Source organism: Caulobacter sp. (genome assembly GCF_017744445.1).
Lineage (GTDB): Bacteria > Pseudomonadota > Alphaproteobacteria > Caulobacterales > Caulobacteraceae > Caulobacter.
Genome location: NZ_JAGIBH010000001.1, coordinates 585,191 through 603,661, shown reverse-complemented (window position 1 = coordinate 603,661; position 18,471 = coordinate 585,191). Strand labels below are relative to the sequence as shown.

Annotated in this window: 13 protein-coding genes, 1 tRNA gene and 1 pseudogene; 6 read left to right on the top strand and 9 right to left on the bottom strand. The window is 67.6% G+C overall.

All coding sequences use genetic code 11. From position 1 onward, the window contains the following. Nucleotides 1–34 precede the first annotated feature (34 nt). Nucleotides 35–3,172, bottom strand: coding sequence for a TonB-dependent receptor (locus J7528_RS02980; RefSeq protein ID WP_291871147.1), 3,138 nt, complete (start codon nucleotides 3,170–3,172; stop codon nucleotides 35–37). 639 nt (nucleotides 3,173–3,811) lie between these two features. Between J7528_RS02980 and J7528_RS02975 the strand changes: the two genes are divergently transcribed. The 3 genes from J7528_RS02975 to J7528_RS02965 all read left to right on the top strand — a co-directional run bounded on the left by J7528_RS02975 (nucleotide 3,812) and on the right by J7528_RS02965 (nucleotide 8,298). Next, nucleotides 3,812–4,855, top strand: coding sequence for a LacI family DNA-binding transcriptional regulator (locus J7528_RS02975; protein WP_291871146.1), 1,044 nt, complete (start codon nucleotides 3,812–3,814; stop codon nucleotides 4,853–4,855). 62 nt (nucleotides 4,856–4,917) lie between these two features. Next, on the top strand, nucleotides 4,918–7,203 hold the full coding sequence (locus tag J7528_RS02970) for a glycoside hydrolase family 3 protein (protein WP_291871144.1): 2,286 nt from the start codon (nucleotides 4,918–4,920) through the stop codon (nucleotides 7,201–7,203). A gap of 171 nt (nucleotides 7,204–7,374) precedes the next feature. Further along, on the top strand, nucleotides 7,375–8,298 hold the full coding sequence (locus tag J7528_RS02965; protein ID WP_291871142.1) for a Gfo/Idh/MocA family oxidoreductase: 924 nt from the start codon (nucleotides 7,375–7,377) through the stop codon (nucleotides 8,296–8,298). Nucleotides 8,299–8,422: 124 nt separating this feature from the next. Here J7528_RS02965 and J7528_RS02960 read toward each other — a convergent pair whose 3' ends face one another. The 3 genes and pseudogenes from J7528_RS02960 to J7528_RS02950 all read right to left on the bottom strand — a co-directional run bounded on the left by J7528_RS02960 (nucleotide 8,423) and on the right by J7528_RS02950 (nucleotide 12,649). Continuing rightward, nucleotides 8,423–10,015 carry a fatty acid--CoA ligase gene (locus tag J7528_RS02960; RefSeq protein ID WP_291871140.1) on the bottom strand — a complete coding sequence of 531 codons (1,593 nt, stop codon included), beginning with the start codon at nucleotides 10,013–10,015 and terminating at the stop codon, nucleotides 8,423–8,425. Nucleotides 10,016–10,259: 244 nt separating this feature from the next. Continuing rightward, nucleotides 10,260–10,925 (bottom strand): annotated as a pseudogene (locus tag J7528_RS02955) (copper resistance protein B); the annotation flags it as partial. Nucleotides 10,926–10,990: 65 nt separating this feature from the next. Then, nucleotides 10,991–12,649 (bottom strand): copper resistance system multicopper oxidase, encoded by a 1,659-nt coding sequence (locus J7528_RS02950; protein WP_291871138.1) that lies wholly within the window; start codon nucleotides 12,647–12,649, stop codon nucleotides 10,991–10,993. A 48-nt stretch (nucleotides 12,650–12,697) separates the two neighbouring features. On the opposite strand from J7528_RS02950, the gene ybaK reads away from it, so the two are divergent. Further along, complete coding sequence (gene ybaK / locus J7528_RS02945) at nucleotides 12,698–13,174, top strand: Cys-tRNA(Pro) deacylase (RefSeq protein WP_291871136.1); 477 nt, start codon at nucleotides 12,698–12,700, stop codon at nucleotides 13,172–13,174. Nucleotides 13,175–13,420: 246 nt separating this feature from the next. Next, nucleotides 13,421–13,497: transfer RNA gene (locus tag J7528_RS02940), tRNA-Met, on the top strand. A gap of 35 nt (nucleotides 13,498–13,532) precedes the next feature. Here the strand turns inward: J7528_RS02940 and J7528_RS02935 are convergent. Beyond that, entirely contained in the window at nucleotides 13,533–14,015 is a 483-nt protein-coding gene (locus tag J7528_RS02935) for a hypothetical protein (protein WP_291871134.1), read from the bottom strand. Between the two features lie 59 nt (nucleotides 14,016–14,074). Here J7528_RS02935 and J7528_RS02930 point away from each other — a divergent pair, with 59 nt between their 5' ends. Next, complete coding sequence (locus tag J7528_RS02930) at nucleotides 14,075–14,524, top strand: GFA family protein (protein WP_291871131.1); 450 nt, start codon at nucleotides 14,075–14,077, stop codon at nucleotides 14,522–14,524. On the opposite strand, the gene J7528_RS02925 is transcribed toward J7528_RS02930, so the two are convergent. The 4 genes from J7528_RS02925 to J7528_RS02910 all read right to left on the bottom strand — a co-directional run bounded on the left by J7528_RS02925 (nucleotide 14,521) and on the right by J7528_RS02910 (nucleotide 18,459). Further along, complete coding sequence (locus J7528_RS02925) at nucleotides 14,521–15,606, bottom strand: hypothetical protein (RefSeq protein WP_291871129.1); 1,086 nt, start codon at nucleotides 15,604–15,606, stop codon at nucleotides 14,521–14,523. The genes J7528_RS02930 and J7528_RS02925 overlap by 4 nt on opposite strands. Before the next feature lie 151 nt (nucleotides 15,607–15,757). Next, nucleotides 15,758–16,297 carry a DUF1993 domain-containing protein gene (locus tag J7528_RS02920; protein WP_291871128.1) on the bottom strand — a complete coding sequence of 180 codons (540 nt, stop codon included), beginning with the start codon at nucleotides 16,295–16,297 and terminating at the stop codon, nucleotides 15,758–15,760. A gap of 66 nt (nucleotides 16,298–16,363) precedes the next feature. After that, nucleotides 16,364–17,071, bottom strand: coding sequence for a histidine utilization repressor (hutC, locus tag J7528_RS02915; protein ID WP_291871126.1), 708 nt, complete (start codon nucleotides 17,069–17,071; stop codon nucleotides 16,364–16,366). After that, nucleotides 17,068–18,459: a formimidoylglutamate deiminase gene (locus tag J7528_RS02910; RefSeq protein WP_291871124.1), complete on the bottom strand. Its 1,392-nt coding sequence runs from the start codon at nucleotides 18,457–18,459 to the stop codon at nucleotides 17,068–17,070. Before J7528_RS02910 ends, hutC begins: the two co-directional genes overlap by 4 nt. Between the last annotated feature and the right edge of the window lie 12 nt (nucleotides 18,460–18,471).

The window sequence follows — 18,471 nt, the reverse complement described above, 5'->3', positions numbered from 1 at the left end:
GTCCACGGCGGCCGCAGGAGGTGAGAGGGGTTGGCTACCAGCGAGCGCGGACGCCCACCGTGTAGCGGGGCTCGAACTCGTTCTGGTTGGCGTACTGGGTCTGGCCCTTGGCGAAGCGGAGGTAGTAGTCCTCGATCTCGCCGGTGACGTTCGACCCGTTGAAGTAGACCGTGACGCGGTCGTTGACGTTGTAGCTGACGTTCACGTCCACGTAGCCGGTGGCCTTCTGCATGATCGGGATCACGTAGGACGTGGTCGAGCCAGGGGTCGGATCCGAGCCGGCGCCCATCGTCCCGGACAGACGCGCGGTCCGGTAGTTGTAGGCGACGCGGGCTTGCAGCTTGTCGTCCTGGTACCAGCCGACCAGGTTGAACTGGTGCTTGGAGTTGTCGAAGAACGGGATCTCGTTCTTCTCCATGTCCAGACGGCTCTCGTGGCTGGGCGAGTAGGTGTAGTTGCTGTCCACGCCGAAGTTCGACAGCAGGCCCATGTCCGGGATGATGTCGCTGAAGGCCAGCTTGGCGCCGACTTCCAGGCCCTTCACCGAGCCGCCGTCGCCCTGGATGGGCAGCGAGACGTTGACCGTGCGGCGGATGACGCCGTCCTGGTCGGGGAAGCGGCCGGTCGTCTGACCGCCGGTCACGAAGCTGTCGATCTTCAGCTTGAAGGCCGAGATGTTCAGCATCGAGGCGCGACCGAAGTAGTACTCGACGGCGCCGTCGAAGTTCGACGCCCGCCACGGGTTCAGCATCGGGTTGCCGTCGGCGTTGGCGCTGGTGACGCAACGCACGTTCGGCAGGGCCGCGCCGCAGTCGGCGGTGTTGATCTTCAGACCGCCGCCGTAGCTGCCCAGATCCAGCGGTTGCATGGTCTTGGCGTAGGCCGCGCGCAGCTTGATGTTGTCGGTCAGGTCGTAGACCGCGTTCACCGACGGCAGCCAGTCGGTGTACTTGCGCTTGGTGACGTTGTCACCCGCGTCGGCGTTAGTGTCGCCGTAGTTGCGGGTGTCGCCCGTCAGGTTCTGCTTCACCGTCAGTTCGGTCTGGATCACGTGCAGGCCGACGTTGCCGTGTAGCTTGCCGACCTCGAAGTCGGCGGCGCCGTACGCGCTCTCTTCCTTCAGCGTGACGTCATAGGTCTGGCCCGGGACCTGGACCCGGATCGAGCCGCCGAACACCTTGTCGTGGAAGGCTTTGACGTTGTCGAAGTCATGCGGGTCGATGGTCCAGAAGCCCGGGATGCCCGACGTGATGCCACCCAGGTCATCGACCCAGACGACGTTGTTATAGGTCGACAGCTTGGTCGGACGGTTGACCGTATAGCCCTGGAACACCGGCGCGCCGGTGATCGGATCGGGCACGAACTCGCCCGCCTGGCACTGGTTCTGGTTCATGACGACGTCGATGGCCTTCCACTGGGCCTCGCAGCCGCCGGCCGGGACCGGTTGGCCGTTGGCCTGCACGGCGCCGGGGACGCCGCCGTAGAAGCCCGAGAACAGGTGGAACTGCTCGACCTCGACCGAGCGGTCGCTGAAGCGGACGCCGGCGTCGACCTTGGTGATGAAGCCCAGCAGCTTGTCGTCGAACTTGTAGTGACCGTCAGCGCGGAACACGTTCATGTCCGAGTTGACTTCGTTGTTGCCTTCCGACGAGAAGGCGCCGATCGCGTAGCTGTCCTTGTTGGCCATGTAGTCCTTGAGGGACTTACCGGCGCCAAGGCCGCCCGTGATCGGACGGTCGAAGCCGCTCCACACCGGGTGATCGCCGGCGATGTTGTAGACCAGCTGCGGGTTCTGACCGTAGCCCTGCGGGTTCGGGTTCAGATAGCAGCCGCCAGCGCTGCCGACGACGGCGTTGCTGCGCTGGTTGGCCGGATACTGATCGCAGATCGCCTTCGGATAGAACGTGCCGCGGGTGCGGTCGTTGGCGTCGCGGAACAGGTTGAAGCGGCCGGGGCCGTACTGCCAGTTGCTCAGGTCGCCCTGGGCCTGGCCGTTCATGCTGAGACGGTCGCCGTCGGCGCGGATGGCGCGGGCCTCGAAGGTGAACGGACCGCCGTTGTCGTAGTTCAACTCTAGGTTGAAGTTCTTGGTCTCGGACTTGGTGGTCCGGTTGACGGTGAACGAGTTCACCCACCAGGCGTCGATGTTGTACTCGTCGACAGCCAGCCACGGGCGGCCGTTGGACGGGCTGGTGATGCCGGTCTGGAACACGGTCGGCTGGTTCCAGACGCCGAAGGCGCCGCCGTCCCAGCGGTTGGAGATATTGATGCCGGCGCCGCGGTTGTACTCGTCCAGCTTGGCGTAGAAGCCTTCGGCGATCAGGGTGAAGCCTTCGCCGATGTGGGCTTCGAACGAGGCGTTGACGCCCAGGCGCTTACGCTCGACGACGCGGTTGAAGCTTTCGTAGCCGTGCGGCGAGACCCAGTTGTTCGGCGCCGAACCACCCCAGTCGTTGTTGCCCGACAGGCCCACGACGCCCGAGGAGTTGTTGCCCAGGTTCGACTTCGAACCGGCGGCCGAGATCATCAGGCCGACATTTTCGTTGCGCCAGTTGAGGACGCCGTTGAGCAGGTAGTCGTCCTTCTTGGTGCGCTCGCCGCGCTGGGCTTCGGCCGCGCCGGTGGCGCTGAAGCCTTCGCTGAACTGGAACGGACGGCGGGTGCGCAGGTCGATGGTGCCCGAGATGCCCGACAGGGCGTTCTTCGGGTTGGTCGACTTGTAGACCAGCACCTGGTTCATCAGCTGCGAGGGCACGTCCAGAAGGTTCGGCTGGGCCGAGCCCATGTTGCCGGCGCTGAGATACTGTTCGCCGTTCAGCAGCGTAATGACCTGGGCCAGGCCACGGATGTTGACCGTGGCGCCTTCACCGGCGTTGCGCTGGATCTGCACGCCCGAGATGCGCTGCAGCGAGTCGGCGATGGTGACGTCCGGCAGCTTGCCGATGTCTTCCGCCGAGATGGCGTCGACGATCGAGGCCTCGCGGCGCTTGACGTCGACCGATTTGATCTGAGACCCGCGAACGCCGGTGACGACGATCTCTTCGACCGTCGAGTCATTGGCGCTGGCGTCTTGTGCGAAGGCTCCGGTGGCCAGAGCCAGTTGCGATGCGCCGGCGACCAGCGCCAGCGTCAGGCCGCGCTTGAGCACGGCTTTCCTTGCTTCCTGTGACAATTCTCGCTCCCCAAAATAAGTCGTTCTTATTGGCCGCCCGCCCGTCCCCCGCGCCGCCGCTCTGACGGCGGCTGTCGAAGGACGTTTGAGGCTTTGCGGACCTGTCCGATCACCTGTCTAGTGATTGTCCAAATCCCTCGGCGGCCCCGGCGCCCGGACATTCGATTCCGGCCCCGCGCCTTCATCGAACGATGTCACATTCGTCAGATGTCCCGGCCAAGTCAACAAAAATGTCAACGTTGTCATTCTTGCGGGACAAGGGTTTCGACCCATCCAAAACACAACCCTGGGCGCCGCCCCGGAAAGCAGCTCCCGCGAACAGCCTCAAAATTCAGCCGAACTATATATTGTTTTCTATAATCTTTTTCAGATTGACACCGGTTACTACACAACATTGCCGCCATGTCACGTAAACGGGCCCGACAGATATGTCACAACCCCCGAAATAGGCGCTTCCATCCTTGAAAATGTCCTGAAATTGTCCTGCTGATCGACTCTTTTTGACCCATTTTTGTCCTGACGACATGACATGCAGGACAAGATGGACTATGCCTTGGGTTGCTTGTCGCCTTGCGGGCGCCGCCATTGGCTGATGGGGTGCGCCGGGGAAGCTTGGCGGTAGAGCGGGTACGGGGACCAATGACGACGATCAACGACGTGGCCGAGCGGGCGGGCGTTTCGCCCAAGACCGTCTCCCGCGTTCTCAACGATCACGACAGTGTCAGCGCCAAGACGCGCGATCGCGTCCGCATGGCCATGTCCGACCTGGGCTACCAGCCCAGCGCCGTGGCGCGCAGCCTTCGCTCGCAGGGCTCGGGCTCGGTCGGCGTGCTGATGGGCGATCCGTCGGGCGGTTACCACACCCGCGTCCACCACGCCCTCTTGCTGGCTTGCGTCGAGACCGGCCGCCACCTGTCGGTCGACCTCAGCGAAGGCCCCGTGCCCGGCTGGGCCGACCGCGTGCGCGCCTTCGTCACCGACAGCGGCATCCGCGAGATGATCCTGCTGCCGCCCGAGTGCGACTTCGGCCCGATGAAGGAGCTGATGCGCGAGCTGGACGTGCGCTGCGTGATGATCACGCCCACCGCGCCGGACCCGCACTTCCCGGCCATCGGCATGGACGACCGCGCCGCCGCGCGCGAGGTGGTCGAGCACCTGTTTTCGCTGGGCCACACCCGCATCGGCCATATCGCCGGCCACCCGGATCACGCCGCCAGCACCCACCGCCGCAACGGCTTCTTCGAAGCCTACGCCGCCCGTGGCCTGCCGCGCCCCTCGCCCGAGCTGATCGTGCAGGGCGAGTTCACTTTCAAGACCGGTATCGACGCGGCCCAGAAGCTGCTGGACATCGACAATCCGCCGACCGCGATCTTCGCCGCCAATGACGACATGGCCGCCGCCACCTGCATGGAGGCCCAGCGCCGAGGCCTGCGGATCCCCGACGACCTGTCCGTCGTGGGCTTCGACGACGCGCCCATCGCCGGCGTCATCTGGCCGACCCTGACCACCATCCGCCAGCCGTTCGACCAGATGGCCCTGCGCGCGATGCAGACCTTCGCCGCCTGGAGCGCCAACGAAGGCGCCGGCAAGACCAACACGCCTTTCCTCGCGCAGCACTCGCTGGTGGTGCGCGAGTCCACCGGTCCCGCCCGAGACGGTCCGCCGCCTCGGAGACGACCTTAAATCCCCTCCCCGACGTGGCCGCAGCGCCGCGCGGGACGCAAGAACGAGACCACGGAGGAAACATGACCCAGACGACCTGGCGGGGCCTGCAGCTCGCCCTGCTGATCGGCGCCTCGGCGTCGGCGCTGACCGTCGCCCCGGCCCTGGCCGACACGGCCAAGAAGCCTGTCGCGGCCAAGCCGGCCCATCCGTGGATGAACACCAAGCTCTCGGCCGACGCTCGCACCGACCTGGTGCTGAAGGCGATGACCAACGACGAGAAGTTCACGGTGATCTTCGGCTACTTCGGTTCGGACATGAAGCCGAAGTACACGCGCCACAAGGACTCGCTGGAGGCCTCGGCCGGCTACGTGGCGGGCGTCCCGCGCCTGGGCATCCCAGGCCAGTGGCAGACCGACGCCGGCGTCGGCGTGGCCACGCAAGGCAGCCACCAGGACCTGCGCCAGCGCACCGCCCTGCCGTCGGGTATGGCCACCACCGCCACCTGGAACCCGGAGCTGGCCTTCAAGGGCGGCGCGATGATCGGCAAGGAGGCCCGCGACTCGGGCTTCAACGTCCAGCTGGCCGGCGGCGTGAACCTGATGCGCGAACCGCGCAACGGCCGGAACTTCGAATATGGCGGTGAAGACCCGCTGCTGGCCGGGACCATGGTCGCCGCTCAGATCAAGGGCATCCAGTCCAACCACATCATCTCGACGATCAAGCACTACGCCCTGAACGGCCAGGAGACGGGCCGCTTCGTGGTCAGCAGCAACATCAGCGACGCCGCGGCCCGCACCTCGGACCTGCTGGCCTTCCAGTTCGCCATCGAGCAGTCGGACCCGCACTCGGTGATGTGCGCCTATAACCGCGTCAACACCGAGTGGGCCTGCGAGAACGACTGGCTGCTGAACACCGTCCTCAAGAAGGACTGGGGTTACAAGGGCTATGTCATGTCGGACTGGGGCGCCGACCACTCGTCGGCCAAGGCCGCCAATGCCGGTCTGGACCAGGAATCGGCCGGCGAAGCCTTCGACAAGGAGGCCTTCTTCGGCGCGCCGCTGAAGGCGGATCTCGCCTCGGGCAAGGTCAACCAGGCCCGCATCGACGACATGGCCCGCCGCGTGCTGCGCGCCCTGTTCGCCAGCGGCGCCATCGACCATCCGGTGACCCAGCCCAAGGGCCATGACCTGCCGGCCGCCACCCTGGCCGCCCACGCCAAGATCACCCAGGCCGACGCCGAGGAAGGCATCGTCCTGCTCAAGAACGACGGCGACCTGCTGCCCCTGGCCAAGACCGCCAAGACCATCGCCGTGATCGGCGGCCATGCCGATGTCGGCGTGCTGTCGGGCGGCGGCTCCTCGCAGGTCTATCCGGCCGGCGGCCGCGCGGTGAAGGGTCTCGAACCCGCCACCTGGCCGGGCCCGGTGATCTACTATCCGTCCTCGCCGCTGAAGGCGCTGCAGGCCCGCTATCCCAACGCCAAGATCGTCTATGACGACGGCACGGACCCGGCCCGCGCCGCCAAGCTGGCCGCCGAAAGCGAGCTGGCCCTGGTCTTCGCCGACCAGTGGACCACCGAGTCCTGGGACGTCCAGGACCTGAACCTGCCCAAGAACCAGGACGCCACGATCGATGCGGTGGCCTCGGCCAACAAGAAGACCGTCGTGGTGCTGCTGACCGGCGGCCCGGTGGTCATGCCGTGGCTGGACAAGGTGGGCGCCGTGGTCGAGGCCTGGTTCCCGGGCACGGCGGGCGGCGAAGCCATCGCCCGCGTGCTGTCCGGCGAGATCGACGCCACCGGCCGCCTGCCCGTCAGCTTCCCCAAGAGCGTGGCCGACCTGCCGCGTCCCAAGCTGGACGGCGTCGGCAAGGCCGAGGGCGAGCTGTTCGACACCGACTACGACATCGAAGGCGCCGCCGTCGGCTACAAGTGGTACGACGCCAAGAAGATCGAGCCGCTGTTCCCGTTCGGCTACGGCCTGTCCTACACCAAGTTCGCCTATTCGAACCTCACGGCCACCGCCGCCGGCGACAAGGTCACGGTCAGCTTCGACGTCAAGAACGTTGGCGCCCGCGCCGGCAAGGACGTCCCGCAGGTTTACGTCGGCCCCAAGGCCGGGGGCTGGGAAGCGCCCAAGCGCCTGGCCGGCTTCAAGAAGGTCTCCCTCGCCCCCGGCGCGACGCAGCGCGTGACCGTCACGGTCGATCCGCGCCTGCTGGCCACCTGGGACGGCAAGGCTCACGGCTGGTCGATCGCGGCCGGCCAATACGACATCGCCCTGGGCTCTTCGTCCCGGGCCCTGACCTCCACCGCCCAGGTCACCTTGGCGGCCCGGAGCCTGCCGGTCTCTCCGGCGGCGAAGTAGGCGAGTTCGGCGGGATCTAGCCTACCCCTGTCCCGCCGCGCTCATCTATGTCTCTTCCCTTCTTCGGGAGCGTCGCCTTCGGGCGCCGCTCCCTTTTTTTGGCCGCTTGCGTCGCGGCATTTATAATATAATTAGCGCGGGGCGGCGCGAGGCCGGCGGGAGGAACTACGCGTGATCCGGATCGGCCTCGTCGGCGTGGGCAAGATCGCCCATGACCAGCACATCCCCGCCATCGCCGGCGACCCGCGCTTCGAGCTGGTCGCGGCCGCCAGCCGCAGCAAGCCGGACTTGGGCGGGATCCCGGTCTTCCACGACATCGAGACCATGCTGGCCGAGGGCCCCGAGCTGGACGCCGTCGCCCTGTGCACCCCGCCCCAGGCGCGCCGCGAGACGGCTTTGGCCGCCCTGCGCGCCGGCAAGCACGTGTTCCTGGAAAAGCCGCCCGGCGCCACGGTCAGCGAGGTCGCCGAACTGGCCGCCGTCGCCCGTGAGCACGGCGTGGTGCTGTTCACCAGCTGGCATTCCCGCTTCGCCGCTGGCGTGCCCCAGGCCAAGGCCTGGCTCGCCTCGCGCCAAGTGCGCAAGCTGGCCATCGAATGGCGCGAGGACGTCCGTCGCTGGCATCCCGGCCAGACCTGGATCTGGCAGGCCGGCGGCATGGGCGTCTTCGACCCGGCGATCAACGCCCTGTCGATCCTGACCGAGATCATGCCGACCGAGGTGTTCGTCACGGACGCGCGGTTACAGGTCCCAGAGAATGTGCAGTCGCCGATCGCGGGGTCGGTGGCGATGACCACGCTGGGCGGGGCCGAGATCACGGCGGATTTGGACTTCCTGCAGACCGGTCCGCAGACCTGGGACATCACGGCTTGGGCCGATGACGGGGTGCTGAAGTTGTCGCTGGGCGGGGCCGAGCTGACGGTGGATGGGGTGGCCGTGGAGGTCGGGAAGAACCGGGAGTATCCGGGGCTCTATGATCGGTTCGCGGGGTTGGTGGCGCGGGGAGAGTCCGAGGTGGATGTGCGGCCGCTGACGCTGGTGGCGGATGCGTTTCTGGTGGGGGTACGGGAGAGCGTGGAGGCTTTCATCGAGTAAGACTTGCCCCCTCCGGGCCTTCGACCCTCCTCCCCCGGAGGGGGAAGAAGGATATGGCTCCAACCTTCCGCCCCCTCCGGGGGCGGACGACCGCGTAGCGGTCAGGTGGGGGCAAGTGCTCGCCTCAGTTCACCTGCCGTTCCCGCCCTTCCCAGTACGGCGCCCTAAGCTCCCGACGCAGGATCTTCCCCGACGCATTGCGCGGCAGCGCCGCCACGAAATCCACCGACTTCGGAACCTTGAACCCAGCGATCCGCGTCCGCGCGAACGCGATGATGTCATCCGCATCCGGCTCCACCCCCGGCTTGGCAGCCACCACCGCCTTCACCGCCTCGCCCCATTTCTCATCCGGCACGCCGATCACCGCCACCTCGGCCACGTGCGGGTGGCCGTACACCGCGCTCTCGACCTCGGCGGGATAGATGTTCTCGCCGCCCGAGATGATCATGTCCTTCACCCGGTCGTGGATGAACAGGTAGCCGTCCTCGTCCAGGTAGCCGGCGTCGCCGGTGCGCAGCCAGCCGTCGGCGTCGACCGTCTTCCTCGTAGCGTCGTCCAGCTTCCAGTAGCCGGCCATGTTCGAGCCCGAGCGGATGGCGATCTCGCCCACGGCGCCCGTCGCGACGCTGTTGCCCTCGGCGTCCATGACCTTGATCTCGACGCCCGGCATCGGCAGGCCCGCCGCCCGCATGCGCTTGTTGCCGGCCGGGTCGTGGTCCTCGGGCGGCAGATAGACCACCGTGCCCGTGGTCTCAGTCATGCCGTACTGCTGGACGAAGCCGCAGCCGAACACCTCCATACATTCCCGCAGCAGGTCCAGCGGAATGGGCGCCGCGCCGTACAGGATGTGGCTGAGCCGCGAATAGTCGATCTCGCGCGCCCGGGGCTGGCGCACCACTATCTGCAACGCGGCCGGCACCATGAACATCTTCGAGACCCGGTCCTTCTCGATGAAGTCCAGCACCTTGAAGGGATCGAACTCGCGCGCCACCACGCCCTTGGCGCCGTTCATCAGGCCCACCAGGCCCCAGCCGGTGCCGCCGATATGGGCCACCGGCATGGCCACCAGGCTGACGTCGTCCGGGCCCCACTGGTTCCATTCCATTGGGTTCTTGGACGCCTCCCGACGCATGCCCAGCAGGTTGTCGTGGGTCAGCATCGCGCCCTTGGGTCGCCCCGTCGTGCCCGAGGTGTAGAGCTGGATGGCGATGTCCGAGGTCTCGATCGGCTTGTGCGGATCGGTATCGGGCTGCGCGTCGCGCCAGGTCTCGAAGGTCGGGTGCTCGCCCGCCCCCTCGGCCTCCATGGCGATGACCACCGGACGCTGGCTCAGCGCCGCGCCGACCGCGTCGACATGGGCGATCAGCTCCGGACCGACGAAGACCATCTTGGCCTCGCTGTCGGCGACGATATAGGCGACCTCGGCAGAGGCCAGGCGCCAGCCGATCGGCGTGGTCACCACGCCCGCCTTGGCCGCGCCCAGCAGCAGCTGGAAATAGTGGTCGCTGTTCTTGCCGACATAGGCGATGCGGTCGCCCGTCCCCAAGCCCGCCGCGATCAGGGCGTTGGCCACCTGGTTCGCATGGCGGTCGAACTGCTCGAAACTGGTCTGCCGCCCCTCGAATACGAAGGCCACGTCGCCAGGGCGGACCTCCGCGTGATAGCGGGCGACGTCGCCCAGGGTTTGCATGCGGTCGAAATCGATCGCGGTCGACATCAGGCCTGGCTCCCTCGGTTTGCCCACTCTGCTGGCGGGTCAAACGGATGTTGGGCCAGGCTTGGGGTGGCGACAACCTATTCTTATCGACAGGGTAGGCCTCACAACCTTCCCTTCATTTGCCTTCCTCGCCCTCGTGGCGAGGATCCATCGTTCCGCCGGTGCGGAGCACGACGGTCCAGCGCTGCGCCAGCGGCACCATGGGTCCTGGGCACAAGGCCCAGGAAGACGGGGTTGGGTTGGACTATCGCCAGGCTCTCACGCCGAAGACCACCGCCGTGCTGCCGGCCCGCTCGCCCAACGGCGTCAGCGGGCCGAACGTCCGCTCTCGCACCACCCCGACATAGGGCGCGAACTCGCGGGTGATCTCGTAGCGCAGGCGCAGGCCGCCCTCGAGCCGCCCTGCCCCGGCCTCGGCCAGGTCGCCTTCGAGGCGCGGTTGCAGGATCAGCCTCTGGCTCAGGCGCAGGTCGTAGGACGCCTCGCCCCGCGCCGAGACCTTGCCCTGGTCGGAGAGGTATGCCGCGCCCTGGAGCTCGAACCAGTAAGGCGCCAGACCCTCAAAGCCGACGGCGGCGTACGACCGTCCTTTCGGCGCCAGATCGTAGCGGGCACCGGCTTGCAGATCGAAATAGGGACCGACCGGCCAGGCCTTCAGCAGCTCGGCCTCGCCGGTCTCCCAGCCTTCGCCGTCGGTGCGCTCACCGCGCGCCTTCACGACCCATTTGGAGCTGTCATTGCCCCACCAGGCCTCGCCCTCGAACGCCTTTCCATCGGCGCCTTTGCGCGCGCGGTATTCCAGGACGTCGGCGCGGACGGTCCAGAAACTGCCGCCGCCGTGCTCCTTCATCAGCTGGGCGCGGGCGGCGGCCATTTGCTGGGGCGTGTAGAAGCGCTCGGCGGCGTGGTCGCCCGCAACGGCCGGCGCGGGCTGCTCGATCGCCGGCGGCGTGTGCTGATGGTGCTCGTGCTGCATCACAGCGGCCGCACCGTCACGACGTTGAACATCCCAGCATGCATGTGCAGCAGCAGGTGGCAGTGGAAGGCCCAGTCGCCGGGCTCATCGGCCGTGAGATCGAAGGCGACCTTGCCGCCGGGGGCGACATTGACCGTGTGCTTCAGGGGCTGGTTCTGCTGGCCGTTGACCAGCTCGAAGAAGTGGCCGTGCAGGTGGATCGGGTGGGCCATCATGGTGTCGTTGATCAGCACCACCCGTACCCGCTCGCCCCTCTCGAAGGCGATCGGCTTCTTGATCGGCCCGAACGCCTCGCCATCGAACGCCCACATGAAGCGCTCCATGTTGCCGGTCAGGTGGATCTCCTTTTCCCGGCCGGGCGGGCGCGTGTCCTTGGCTGGCGCGAGGTTTGCCAAGTCGGCGTAGCGCAGCACCTTGTGGCCGACATCCTCCAGCCCCTGCGGCGGCTGGCCCATCCGGTCCATCGGCATCGGCGAGATGGTCTGGACGCCCGGCGTCAGCGGCACGTTGGGGGCGTTGCTCTGGGCCCGCATCGACATGTCCATGCCGGGCATATCCATGCCGTGATGCATGTTGCCCATGCCCATGTCCTTCATGGTCGCCAGCGGACGCTTGCGCAGCGGCGGCACGCCGGCGGCCATGCCCAGACGCGGCGCCAAGGTCCCGCGCGCCATCCCCGAGCGATCCGACGCCTCGGCCACCAGGGTGAAGGCCTGGTCCGTCGTCGGACGGACGATGACGTCATAGGTCTCGGCCGGGGCGATCTGGAACTCGTCGACGCCGACCGGAACCACCGGCTGACCATCGGTCGCCACGACCTCCAGGCCAAGGCCCGGGATGCGGACGTTGAAGATGGTCATGGCGGCGGAATTGATGAACCGCAGCCGCACCCGCTCGCCCGCCGAGAACAGGCCCGTCCAGTTGTCGCCCGGCCCCTGGCCGTTGATCAGATAGGTGTAGGTCGAGCCGGTCACGTCGGCGATGTCGGTGGGATCCATCCGCATCTTGCCCCAGGCGGCGCGGTCCTTCAGCGACTGGTCCTGGCCCGCCAGCAGGCCGCCCACAGTCTGCTTCTGCATGTTGAAGTGGCCGGCATTGACCTTCAGCTTCCGGAACAGCTCGTGCGGATGCAGGAAGCTCCAGTCCGACAGCACCACCACGTGCTCGCGGTCATAGGGAATAGGATCCTCGCCGGCCGGGTCGATGATCATCGGGCCGTAGTGACCGACCTGCTCCTGCAGGCCCGAATGGCTGTGCCACCAGTAGGTCCCGGCCTGCCGCACGGGGAACTCATAGGTGAAGGTCTCGCCCGGCTTGATCCCGGGAAAGCTGACGCCCGGCACGCCGTCCATCTGGAACGGCACCAGCAGGCCATGCCAGTGGATCGAGGTGTCTTCATCCAGGGTGTTGGTGACGGAGAGCCGAACGTTCTGGCCTTCCTTCAGCCGGATCAGCGGTCCCGGGATCGTGCCGTTGACGGTCACCGCATGGCCGGCCTTGCCGTCGATCTTCGCCATGGTGTGGCCGACGGTGAGCTTGATTTCGTCGCCCGACAGCGCGACCGGCCGCGTCCCTTCGCTGGCTGTCGCCCATTCGGGCAGCAGGCCGGCCGCGCTCAGGCCTAGAGCGCCGCGCAGCAAGGTCCGTCGATCGATCATCCGCTATCCGTATTCCAACGCTTGTCGCACTTGGGTATCACCGCAAGCATGTCCAAGAGCACCCCCGCCACGATCGCACTGACCAAGGCCGGCGTCGCGTTCGACCTGCATACGTACGACTACGACCCTGGATCCGAGCGCGTGGGCCTCCAGGCGGCCGAGGCGCTGGGCGAGGATCCCTGCCGCGTGCTCAAGACCCTGGTGGTGATGCTGGACGGCAAGCCCGCCTGCGCCATCCTGCCCTCGGACAAGGAGGTCAGCATGAAGAAGCTGGCCGCCGCCCTGAAGGGCAAGTCGGCCGCCATGGCCCCCGTCCCCGACGCCGAACGCATCACCGGCTACAAGGTCGGAGGCGTCAGCCCCTTCGGCCAGAAGAAGCGCCTGCCGACGGTGATGGAGGAAGCCGCCTTGGCGCAGCCCTACGTCTTCATCAACGGCGGCCAGCGGGGCTTGCAGGTCAAGCTGGCGCCTGCCGATGCGGTGAAGGCGCTCGGCGCGGTGACGGCGGCGATCGTCTCCGACTAAGTCTCCAATCCAACAACAACCCTGCCTTCCTGGGCCTTGTGCCCAGGACCCAGTGTTCAGCGGGCATTGAGGTGGTCGGGCGTTCTGGGCTTCGACGGCGGCGCGTCCTTGGCTGTTCAAAGCCGCCCGTCGGCATGGGTCCTGGGCACAAGGCCCAGGAAGGCAATCTGGGGAGATCTGGAAACTGGAGAGAACACCGCCGCTTGATATCCCGCGCGGTTCTCGCCTATAAGCCGCGCCTCCTGGGGCTGGGTAGCTCAGATGGTTAGAGCGGTGGATTCATAACCCACAGGTCGGCGGTTCGATCCCGCCCCCCGCCACCAGGACAGACTACTTTTCCTGAAAATTCAACGCGATGTCACAGCGGCGGATGCTTGGCCAGGTGCAGCGCCATGCCGATGCCGTTCCATACCGCATGCGACAGGATCGCCAGCCAGTAGGCGAGTCGCCCGGGCTGCCTGGACCAGTCCCAGGACATATAGGCCATCAGCACGAAGGCGCAGGCCTGGCCCAGCGTTCCCGGGCTGGCGCCGTGCAGCAGCCAGGCCCCGCCGAAGATGATCGATAGCATGATCCACAGCGCCAACGAGACGCGCTCGCGGTTCGTGCGTCGTACCAGGTAGGTGATGAACGGCGTCTCGATCAGCGCCGGCAGCAGGACCCAGCTGGCGAACACCGCCCAGGCGCTGGCGTCGGGTGGCGGCGGCGCGGGCCCCCGCGTGGGGCCGCCGACGATCGTATTGGCCGCCGCCCGCACCAGCAGCGAGATCGTGAACAGCGCCACGCCGACCAGCACGGCCTGGCCGATCAGCTTGCCCAATTTCCTGTCGTCCGCGCCCATGGCCAACCCATGCCACAGATTGCAGCATGGAGACTACTAGTCTTGAGCGCGAGCACGGTTTGACTGCCATTCACCCCGCCTCCTACTCTGCCGGCATGACGGAAACGGCCTTCAAGGGCGGATGCCTGTGCGGCGCGCTGCGCTGGGAGGCTGACAGCGCCCCCACCTTCATGGGCGTCTGCTGTTGCGCCGACTGCCGCAAGGCGTCGGGGAGCGGGTTCATTCCGTTCATGGGCTTTCCTGCCAGCGCCCTGACCATCACCGGCCCGGCGCGGCAGTACCGCAGCCGCGCCTTCCGAGGCGGCGAGGCCACCCGCAATTCCTGCCCGAACTGCGGGGGCCTCGTCTTTGGCGGGGAGCATGGCCTGCATGACTCCCACACGATTTATGCCGGGTCGCTGGATGACCCGGGTCTGTTCAAGCCCGCCATGGCCCTGTTCGGCCGCGACAAGCCCGACTGGGTGGTCCTGCCCGAAGGCGTGACCGTGTTCGAGACGATGCCGGACTAGGCCATCATGCCCGCGTCATGGCTCTCCGCGACCTGCCCCACCAGCGCCACAGCCTTGGCCGCGCCCAGCAGCTCGGTCCCGTAGGTCGCCGTGCCATCATAGGCCTTGGTCAGGAACGCCTTCACCGCCTCGGCATAGGCGCCGACGCCGCCCTCCAGCCCCTTGGACATCAGGAACCCCGCCACCGCGGCCTTGGCGCCCAGGGCGTCGTGGCCATAGGCCTCGAAGTACTTCTGCTGGGAGACGATGTAGTCCAGCGCGGCGTTGACATTGACGCCCGCCGCCTGGGCCTTCGCATTGCCGATGATGGCGTCGTAGATCTTGGCCGCCGCGTCGCGGAAGCTCAGCGTGTCGTAGGCGGTCTTGAAGGTCACCGCGCCCGTGCCGCTCATGGCCTGGTTGACGGCGAATTCGATATATTTGTTCTCGGTGCTGTAGATCGCATAGGCGAAGTCGGTCAGGTCGGTGGTGTTCGCAGCGCTGTCGATCAGCTCGTTCAGCGCCGCCTGGGTCGGCGTTTTGCCGGTGAAGAAGTTCATCGCCTGCAGCGCCAGGGCCGAGGTGTCGGCCGAGAAGCCGATCAGCTTGTCCAGGAACGCCGCCTTGGTGATCTTGCCGGCCGTGACATCGACCTGCAGCTGGGCCAAGAGCTTCATCTCGGCATAGAAGGCGTTGACCACCTTCTCGCCGTTGGGGCCCGTGAGGTACTCCGACAGCGCCTTGGACGAGGTCGCCGCGATGCCGGCCAGGGCCTTGTAGGCGTCCTTGATCTGGGCGTCGGTCAGCACGATCGGATTGGCCACCGTGCCCCCGCCGTCGCCGCCACTGCCCGAGCCGAAGGCCACGCTGAGCGGCGTATCCAGCGGCCACTTCAGCAGGGCCTCCTTCAGCGTCGCCAGGCCGATATTGATCAGCACCGGATTGGCCTCGACCAGCTTTAGCGCCGCGTCGACTTCGGGGGTCAGCACGTTGAAGCTCTTCAGCAGCCCCCGGATGTCCGAGAACTTGAAGCTGGCCTGGATCAGGCCGCTGTCGATCAGCTGGACCAGGAACTGGAAGTCGCGAAGCGTCGGTTCGGCCATGACGGGATCCCCTCGGGACCCTCGTCGCACCACGCGCCGCGCACTGTCCCCGAACGCCGTTCTACGGCTCGGGGCGCTCCGCCCGACATCCCCAGCTCAGGGGGTTGGCGCGCGGACTCAACATCCGGCCGGCCTTAACCTCCGGCCACTCTTAACCTCCAGGAAGCGTGCCCGGACGGATGTAGGCGAACATGTGCGAGACCCAGTCGGGCTTGCCCAGCGCCACGCCCTTGTGGCGCAGGATCGCGTAGGCCGCGGTCAGGTGGAAATAGAACTGGGCCAGCGCCCAGTCGCGCAGGAACTGCTCGCCGGTCATGTCGAAGACGATGCCGTTGGGCATTTTCAGCTCGATCGTCTTCTGCGCCGCGCCGTCGAAGGCCGAGGCTGGTGTCGCCTGCACCTTCGCGACCGCCTCGGCCAGCTGGGCGCGCAGGCCGTCGAAATCGGTCGCGTCCTCGGCCGGGGTGAACGAGTCCGAGCCGGTCAGCTGGCGCAGCATGTCGCTGGCCTGGGTGCAGACGAAGCGCACCTGGGTCGACAGCGGGAACATGTCCGGCGCCAGGCGGGCGGAGATCAGCTCGTCCGGTGACAGGCCATTGTCGGCGGCGAAGGCCTGCGCCTTGGTCAGCTGGTTCGACAGGCCCTTGAGCATCTGGGCGTAGGTCGGGACGGCGATCGCGTGCAGGTCCATGGGAGCTCTCCGGTTTGGGCGGGAGCTAAGCCGACGCGGCGCCCGTGCGCCAGAGGGACCGCGCCCTTAAGCTCCCGGCCCGAACCGCGCCACCAGATCATACGCCTCGCCGGGGAAGACCTGGCGGACGCGAGTCACGTGCTGGCCCTCCCGCCAGGTGCGGCGGTCGACGACCAGGCAGGCGGCGCCTTCGTCGAGCGCCAGCAGGCGGGCGTCTTCGGCGTCTGCGTTGATGGCGCCGATGCGGCTCTCGGCCTCGGTCCAGGTGACGTGCTCCAGCAGCCAGGCGCCGGGCGGATGTTCGGCGAAGTCGGCGGCTTCGATCTCAGGCGCGGCCTTTAGGCTGACCAGGCGGCGCTCCAGGGCGAAGGGCCGGCCGCCGGCGTCGTGGACGCCGTCCAGTTCCAGCAGCTTGCCGCCCGCCGCCAGCTCGACCTCTTCGGGGCTATCGCGGTCGGCCGCCCGCACCGTCCGGGCCAGCAGGCGGAAAGCGTAGGCCTCGCCGCGCGCGACGATCTCGGACTGGATGTCGGGGATGTTCAGCACCGGCGCATGCACCTTGGGCCGTGCCACGAACGAGCCGGCCCGCTTGCGGCGCACGATCAGCCCGGCCTCGACCAGGGCGGTCATGGCCTTGTTCACCGTCATGCGCGCGCAGCCGTACTGATCCATCAGCTCGGCCTCGGTCGGCGCCTTGTGGCCGGGCGCCCACTCGCCCGAGCGGATGCGGGCCTCGATGTCGCCGCGGATGCGCTGGTGCAGCGGTCCGGTCACGCCAGCAGGGCCTTCAAGGTCTGGACGTAGCGGGCCTGAATCACCTCGCGCGCATGGTGACGACCGCCGCTGACCAGCTGCTTGCCGTGCCGCCAGACCGTATCGATGCCGCCGCCAGCGAAGACCAGGCTGTCGATCAGCGTATCGCCAGAGCGGCCGACCAGGTTCGGGTGGTTGGCGTCCAGGGTGATGAAATCGGCCGGCGCCCCGCGACGCAGGCCGCCTCGGCCGACGCCCAAGGCCTGCGCCCCGCCGACCGACGCCGCCCGCCACAGGTCGCCGCCCGTGGAGCGACGCGCGCCGCCCGCCAGCACGTTGCGGGCCCGGCGGGTCAGGCGCTGGGCGTATTCCATGGTCCGCAGTTCCTGGGCGGCGTCGATCACGATGTTGGAGTCCGTGCCGATTCCGAAACTTCCGCCAGCCGACAGATAGTCCGGGGTCGGGAAGATCCCGTCGCCCAGATTGGCCTCGGTCACCGGGCACAGGCCCGCCACCGCGCCGCTCTTGGCCAGGCGCTCGGTCTCGGTGGCGTTGATGTGGGTGGCGTGGATCAGGCACCACCGCTTGTCGACCTCGGTGTGGTTCATCAGCCAGCGGACCGGACGCGCGCCGGTGGCGGCCAGGCAGTCGTCGACCTCCTTGGTCTGCTCGGCCACGTGCATGTGGACCGGCCCGCCGGCGGCCAAGGGCAGGATGGCGGTCAGCTCCTCGCCGGTCACCGCGCGCAGGCTGTGGGGCGCGATGCCGACCACCGCCTCGGGCAGCGGCGCGACAATCGCGCGGCAGGCCTCGACCAGCCGGGCGAAGCCGTCGACGTCGTGGATGAAGCGCTTCTGGCCATCCGTGGGCGGCAGGCCGCCGAAGTTGCTGTGCGCGTAGAATACCGGCAGCAGGGTCAGGCCGATGCCCGTCTCCTCGGCCGCCGCCGCCATCCGCGCGGCCATCTCGGCGGGGTTGTCGTACGCGCCGCCATCAGGCGCGTGGTGCAGGTAGTGGAACTCGCCCACCCGCGTGAAGCCGCCCTCCAGCATCTCGACCTGGCCCATGGCGGCGATGGCCTGGGCCATGTCGGGGTCGAGGCGCTCCAGGAAGCGGTACATCACCTCGCGCCAGGTCCAGAAGTTGTCGCCGGTCTCGCCGCGCGTCTCGGCCAGACCGGCCATGGCGCGCTGGAAGGCGTGGCTGTGGACGTTGCCCAGGCCCGGCAGGGCGTGACCCAGGCGCTGGGCGTCGCCGGCGTTGACGTCGGTGTCGATGCGCCCGATGCGGCCGTCGGTGATCGTGAACTTGACGCCCCGCGCCCAGCCGTCCGCCAGCAAGGCGCTCTCGCACCAGACCACCGTCGAGGACTCTACCGACTTCTCTGGGGGATTCTGCGCGTCGGTCACTGGACAAGCCTC